This is a genomic window from Kocuria sp. WN036 (genome assembly GCF_002287015.1).
GTDB classification, from domain to species: domain Bacteria; phylum Actinomycetota; class Actinomycetes; order Actinomycetales; family Micrococcaceae; genus Kocuria; species Kocuria rosea.
Map to the genome: position 1 here is coordinate 23111 of NZ_NSKF01000036.1, position 6277 is coordinate 29387.

Sequence of the window (6277 nt, forward strand, 5' to 3'; positions counted from 1 at the left end):
CGCCCGGGGCGAAAAACGGCCTCCGCCGGAATCGATTGTCCGAGGGTCGTGGTTGTATAGAGCAGTACCCCGACGCGTCCACGAGACCCCGGGTACCCGCACCGGCGGCCCCGTGCCCCGTGCAACGAGTACGACCCAGGAGGAGGATCCCGTGAACGCAACATTGGAGAGCCGAGAGCTCAATGCGACCGACCGCTGCGACGCGTGCGGCGCCCAGGCCTACGTCCGAGTGATCCTCGAGTCGACGGGCGGTGAGCTGCTGTTCTGCGCTCACCACGCGCGCAAGAACGAGCAGAAGCTGCGGCCGCTGGCCGCCACCTGGCAGGACGAGACCGAGCGCATCGGTTCCTGACCGGGCGACCGCCCAGGGCGGTCGACGCAGGAGGGCCCCGACACCTGGTGTCGGGGCCCTCCTGCGTGTCCGGTCCTCGCCCCGGTCACCGGAGCGGTGCGCGGGTCCCGGACGTGGTCGCCCCGCGCCCGGAGGATCTCCGGGCGCGGGGACGGCCTGTCAGTCGAGGTAGTCGCGCAGCACCTGCGAGCGGGACGGGTGGCGCAGCTTGGACATCGTCTTGGACTCTATCTGCCGGATGCGCTCACGCGTCACGCCGTAGACCTTGCCGATCTCGTCGAGCGTCTTGGGCTGGCCGTCGGTCAGGCCGAAGCGCATCGCCACGACCCCCGCCTCCCGCTCGGAGAGGGTGTCCAGGACCGAGTGCAGCTGCTCCTGCAGGAGCGTGAAGCTCACGGCGTCCGCGGGGACCACGGCCTCGGAGTCCTCGATGAGGTCGCCGAACTCCGAGTCGCCGTCCTCCCCCAGCGGGGTGTGCAGCGAGATCGGCTCACGGCCGTACTTCTGCACCTCGACGACCTTCTCGGGCGTCATGTCGAGCTCGTTCGCCAGCTCCTCCGGGGTCGGCTCCCTGCCGAGGTCCTGCAGCATCTGGCGCTGGACGCGGGCGAGCTTGTTGATGACCTCGACCATGTGCACCGGGATGCGGATGGTGCGGGCCTGGTCGGCCATGGCACGGGTGATGGCCTGGCGGATCCACCAGGTGGCGTACGTGGAGAACTTGAAGCCCTTGGTGTAGTCGAACTTCTCGACCGCGCGGATCAGTCCGAGGTTGCCCTCCTGGATGAGGTCCAGGAACAGCATGCCGCGACCGGTGTAGCGCTTCGCGAGCGAGACGACCAGGCGCAGGTTGGCCTCGAGCAGGTGGTTCTTGGCGCGCTTGCCGTCGTGGATGACCCAGCGCAGCTCCTTGCGGGTCTGCGGGTCGAGGCTGTCCTTCCCGTCCGCGAGCTTGTGCTCCGCGTACAGGCCGGCCTCGATCCGCAGCGCCAGGTCCACCTCCTGCTCGGCGTTCAGCAGCGCGACCTTGCCGATCTGCTTGAGGTAGTCCTTGACCGGGTCGGCGGTGGCGCCGGCGGAGACGACCTGCTGGGCCGGGGCGTCGTCGTCGTCGTTGTTGGTGATGACGAAGCCGGAGGTCTTCTCGTCCTTGGGCGATGGGACGGCCGGCGCGTCCTCGGGCGCGGCCTCCTCCTCCGCGTCGGCGTCCTCGTCCACGTCGGGCTCGATCACCCCGGCCTCGTCGGTCAGGGCGGTCTCGATGTCGGCGTCGTCGGTGACGACGACGTCCTCCTCGGGCTCCCCGGCGACGGCCAGGGCGTCCTTGTCCGCCGGGGCCGCGGCCTTCTTGCGGCCCGCGGCCTTCGGTGCGGCCGGGGGCTTGCTCGCGGCGGTCCTGGTCGCGGTCGACCGGCCGGCGGTGGACTTCGTCGAGGCGGCCGCGGTGGCGCTCTTGGGAGCGGTGGACTTCGCGGCGGTGGACTTCGCCGCCGTGGTCTTCTTCGCGGCCACGGTCTTCTTGGTCGCGGTCGACTTCGCAGCGGCGGTCTTCGCCCGCGGCGACGTGCCCGTGGTGCCGGACGGCGACCGAGCGTCCCCGGTGCCCGGGGTCTCGGCGGCGGTGTCCGTCGTCTTGTTGCTGGCGGCAGGTGACACTGAGAGCCTTTCGTTGAGCGGTCACGGCGTCCGCCCTCGGGGCAACACGCCTATGACCCTGTCAAGTCCGTGCGCCGGGCAGTGTCCGGCGCGGCGGGCTTGAAGGGTCCTGACAGCCGGAACCACCCGTGGGCGGGATTTGTTCCCGCTCGACCGGACGGACCCGAAAAAGCTCGTCGCACGGGGCTCAGGAGTGCCAGGCGGTGGCACGGTCCCGGGCCCAGAGCGGCACGGGCCGGGCGTCGGCGAGGCGGAGCACGCGCAGCGCGGGCGGGTGTCCGGGGAGCAGCGCCGTGGCCCGGCGCACGAAGTGCGCGGTGTGGGAGCCGCGCGCCCGGAACCGGTTGAGCTGCGCGAGCTCGACCAGCACGCCCGCGAGCACAGCCCGGCCCCGCGCCTCGTCGTCCGTCCGCGCCGCGTCGCCCGTCCCCGCGGAGTCCTCGGCCGCTCCGCCGGCCGCCCCCGCACCGGGCCCCGGTCCGGGCCCCGGTCCCAGCCCTGTGGGCTCCAGGAGCCAGCCGAGCACCTGGAGCGCCCGGTAGAGGGTGTCGAGCAGCGACCAGTGCGGGGTCTCCGCCCACTCGCCGGAGAGCACGCGGGAGAGCCGGACCAGCTCCCCCGCGTCCGGCACGGGCACCCGGGCGGCGGCCGGGCCGGACGTGGTGCCGCCGCGACCGGCCGCCGGTCGGCGGGGCACCGGCGGGACGCCCGGAGGGAGGGGCGCCCGGGTCGGTCCGATCGGAACGCCCGGGGCGTCGGGTCCGTCCACCCGGTCGTCGACGTCGTCGCACAGCTCGGCCCACATCGCGGCGGCCGCGAGGACGCCGTCGAGGTCGTCCGTGGCGCAGGCGGCCAGGAGCAGGTCTGCGAGCACGGGGTCGGCCAGGCTCGCGGCCAGGAAGCCGAGCAGGTCGTCGTCGTGGTCCAGCACCGCGGGCACCGCATCCCCCGGCGCGCCCCGGACCGTGGCGAGCACGTCGGTCCAGACGGACAGTGCGGGCCCGAGGCGGTCCAGGTGGTGCCATGCGTCCGCACCGGCCCGTGCCCAGCGGACCGCGGCCTGCCCGGCGGCTCGGGCGGTGCCGGCGGGCAGCGCCCCGTACTCCTGGTCCATGGCGAGCCGCGGGGCGGCCGCGTAGGAGCTGCCCGAGGCCACGAGCGCGGCGTTGACGGCGCTGTCCTCGATGTCCGCGACGTCCTGGACGTCGGCCGGGTCCTCGGCCGGCCACCAGCGGTCGCCGGCCACGATCCAGCGCGCCGCCACCGCCCGCCCCGCGCGTCGGGCGGCCTCGTCCACGACGGCGAGCACACCGTCCACCGCGGCGGGTGGCGCCGCGGCCCCGGACGGGTCCCCGGGCGGCGGCGACGTGTACACGATGACGAAGACCCGGTCGCTCAGGGTGTCGTGGGCGACGAGGTCGGCGAGCTCGGCGACGAAGGCCTCCCCGAGGCGTTCGTCGGACGGGCCGGCCGGGAGGTCGACGCGCACGCACGCCCCTGCCGTCCCGCCGCCGGCGGCGAACAGGACGAGGGAGTCGGCGGGCCAGTAGCCGAGCGTGTGCGGCACGACGGCGAGCAGGTCGGCCGCGCACCGGACGACGGGGACGAAGGGGTCTCGGATGGGGTGCTGTCTCATGCGCCCAGCCTGGGCACCGGCCGGTACAGGGGCACGCGCCGGGGCGCGGTCTGTGGACGGCCGGCGGGTCGGGGGCCCGGCGCCCGGCGCGGTGCAGTGCCGACGGGACCGGCCGGCCGGTCAGGCGGCGTCGTGCCCGTGCTGCCGGCGCACCCGCCGGACGGTGGCCAGCACGCCCGCGGCGCCCGCCGCAGCGACCAGGAACTGCGCCGCGATCGCGACCCGGAACGCGTCGGGAGCGTACAGCTCGTCGCGGAAGCCCGCGGCGTGGAGCACGTCGAGCACGAAGCCGGTGACGAAGATGGCCAGCACCGAGGCCGTGAAGCCACCGACGTTGACGATGCCCGTGGCGGTGCCCGAGCGGCGGGCCGGGTTGAAGCTGCGGGTGATGTCGAAGGCGATCATGGAGGCCGGCATGCTGATCGCGATGACGCACACGGCGGCCAGCACCACCGGGACGGGGGCCGTCCCGGGCCAGACCAGCAGAACCGTCCACGCCGCGAAGATCACGGCGGTCACCCCCAGCGACAGCCGCACCCGGCGGTGCGGGTGGCGGGCGGAGAGCCCGCCGAGGCCGAGGGCCACGGCCAGGTTGGTCACCACGAAGGAGGTCATCACCAGGGAGATCGTGGTGTCCGACAGGTCCTGGGCGTACTCGAGATAGGGGTAGCCCCACATCAGCACGAACGTGTTGCCCGCGAACTGGGTGGTGAAGTGCACCCAGAAGCCGAGCCGGGTGCCGGGCTCGGCCACGCTCTCCCGGAGCACCCGGCCGGTCCGCCGCAGGCCCAGCGCCGGGTTCAGGACCTCCACCCCGGGGGGCGCGTTGCGCAGCAGGGTCGCGGCGAGCACGGCGGCGAGCAGCGCGAGGGAGGCCAGCGCCGCGAAGGACGGGAACCACCCGGTGAGCTCGAGCAGCCACGCGAACGGGATGACGGACACCAGCTGGCCGAGGTTGCCGACCACGCCCAGGAACTGGGTCAGCGGCGGCACGCGCAGCGCGGAGAACCAGGCGGGGATCAGGCGCATCACGCACACGAAGGTGGTCGCGTCGCCCGCGCCCACGAGCACGCGGGCGGCCACGCCCTCGCCGACCGTGTCGGCCAGGGCCAGCTGGACCTGCCCGGCCGTCATGAGCAGCGCCCCGGCGGCGACCATGACGCGGGAGCCGAAGCGGTCCACGAGCACGCCGACGGGGATCTGCAGCGCCGCGTAGACGAGGACCTGCATGAGCGAGAACATCGACAGCGCGGAGGCCGCGGTGCCGAAGCGCTCGGCCGCGTCGACCGACGCCACGCCGAAGCTGGTGCGCTGCGCCACGGCGCTGAAGTAGGCGAAGGTGCCGATCGCGAAGACCAGGTAGGCGCGGCGGGAGTCCTTGCCGGGCTCGTGGGCCCGGTACCGGTCGGACGGCATGCACTTCGCTCTCGGGGGGACGGGGCCGGGCCGGGACCCGGGACGGCGGGGCCGCCCCGGACGGCGCCGGACCGCCCCGCGCGCCGGCCGGGCTCAGTCCTGGTCGTCCTCCTGGGCGGCGAGGAAGGCCTCGGCCGCGGCGCCGATCTCGTCGGCGTCGGGGAGCTCGGACTCGTCCCCCACCAGCAGGGAGCGCGGGACCGAGGCGTCGACGACGTCATCGTAGCGCTGTTCCAGTCCTGCCACGACCGCCTGCACCTCGGGCGAGGCGCCGACCTGCTGGTCGATCTGGCGCTCGATCTCGCGGGCCGCCTCGCGCAGCTCGTCCGAGGGCAGGGTCAGCGAGGTCACGGCGCTGATGTGCTCGAGGGCGGCCACGGCGGCGTGCGGCAGGTGCGCCTCGGCCAGGTACTGCGGGACGTGCACGGTGAAGCCGATGTTGTCGATCCCCGCCTCGCCCAGCCGGATCTCGAGGAGCTGCGCGGCCGACGAGCTCATCTCCACGACCGGCTTCCACGCGTGCTCGGCGGGCAGCAGGTCGGCCCGGTTGCCGTGCACCGAGACGATGAACGGACGGGTGTGCGGGACGGGCATGGGGATTCCCGAGACGATGGCCACGAGGGACACGTCCATCCGCCGGGCCAGGCCCACGACGGCCTCGGTGAACCGGTTCCACTGCAGATCCGGCTCGGGGCCCGTCAGCAGCGCGAAGCTGCGCCCCAGACCGTCCGTGACGAGCCGGAGGGACAGCTCGGGGGTCTGGAAGCCCTCGAAGTGGTCCTCCACGAAGCTCACGTGCGGGCGGCGGGCCCGGTAGTCGTAGAGCTGGTCCAGGTCGAAACGGGCCACGACCTCGTGCGGGAGGGCCTCGGTGATGGTGTGCTCGATCTGCACGGCCACGTGCCCCGCCTCCGCGTAGCCGGACAGGGCGACGATCAGCGGCAGTCCGCGAACCCGGGCGTCCTCGAGCAGAGCGGGGTTGCTCAGGTACAGCGAGGTGGGGTCCAGCACAGCTCTTCCTCCTGGGGTGGGTCGGTTCCGGGCGTCCGTGGGGAGACCGGTGGGAGCACGCCTGCGACGGCGGGCCCGGATCATGTCAACCGTCCGCGGGCACCGCGTTATTCCCCGCCGATCCCGCGGGGCCCGCCCCGTGCGTCCGGGCCCCGGCGGCGCGCCGGCCGAGGATAGGATCGACAGCACGCCTGCTGGGCCGGTCC

General features: G+C 74.0%; 5 protein-coding genes. 1 reads left to right on the top strand and 4 read right to left on the bottom strand.

Annotation, left to right across the window (positions count from 1 at the left end; all coding sequences use genetic code 11):
* Positions 1-151: 151 nt before the first annotated feature.
* Positions 152-352: a hypothetical protein gene (locus tag CK505_RS16450; RefSeq protein WP_017834164.1), complete on the top strand. Its 201-nt coding sequence runs from the start codon at positions 152-154 to the stop codon at positions 350-352.
* Positions 353-511: 159 nt separating this feature from the next.
* Here CK505_RS16450 and CK505_RS16455 read toward each other — a convergent pair whose 3' ends face one another.
* The 4 genes from CK505_RS16455 to CK505_RS16470 form a co-directional block, all read right to left on the bottom strand.
* Positions 512-2008, bottom strand: coding sequence for an RNA polymerase sigma factor (locus CK505_RS16455; RefSeq protein WP_095651742.1), 1497 nt, complete (start codon positions 2006-2008; stop codon positions 512-514).
* Between the two features lie 187 nt (positions 2009-2195).
* Positions 2196-3644 carry a DUF4192 family protein gene (locus CK505_RS16460; RefSeq protein WP_095651743.1) on the bottom strand — a complete coding sequence of 483 codons (1449 nt, stop codon included), beginning with the start codon at positions 3642-3644 and terminating at the stop codon, positions 2196-2198.
* A 120-nt stretch (positions 3645-3764) separates the two neighbouring features.
* Positions 3765-5060: a nitrate/nitrite transporter gene (locus tag CK505_RS16465; RefSeq protein ID WP_017834160.1), complete on the bottom strand. Its 1296-nt coding sequence runs from the start codon at positions 5058-5060 to the stop codon at positions 3765-3767.
* A 93-nt stretch (positions 5061-5153) separates the two neighbouring features.
* The gene (locus CK505_RS16470; protein WP_017834159.1) at positions 5154-6071 is read right to left on the bottom strand and encodes a proteasome assembly chaperone family protein; all 918 of its coding nucleotides are present in this window, start codon (positions 6069-6071) and stop codon (positions 5154-5156) included.
* Between the last annotated feature and the right edge of the window lie 206 nt (positions 6072-6277).

Bases quoted from the DNA above. Each gene is read 5' to 3' on its own strand.
- CK505_RS16460 (WP_095651743.1), bottom strand. From the start codon at position 3,644: ATGAGACAGCACCCCATCCGAGACCCCTTCGTCCCCGTCGTCCGGTGC.
- CK505_RS16465 (WP_017834160.1), bottom strand. From the start codon at position 5,060: ATGCCGTCCGACCGGTACCGGGCCCACGAGCCCGGCAAGGACTCCCGC.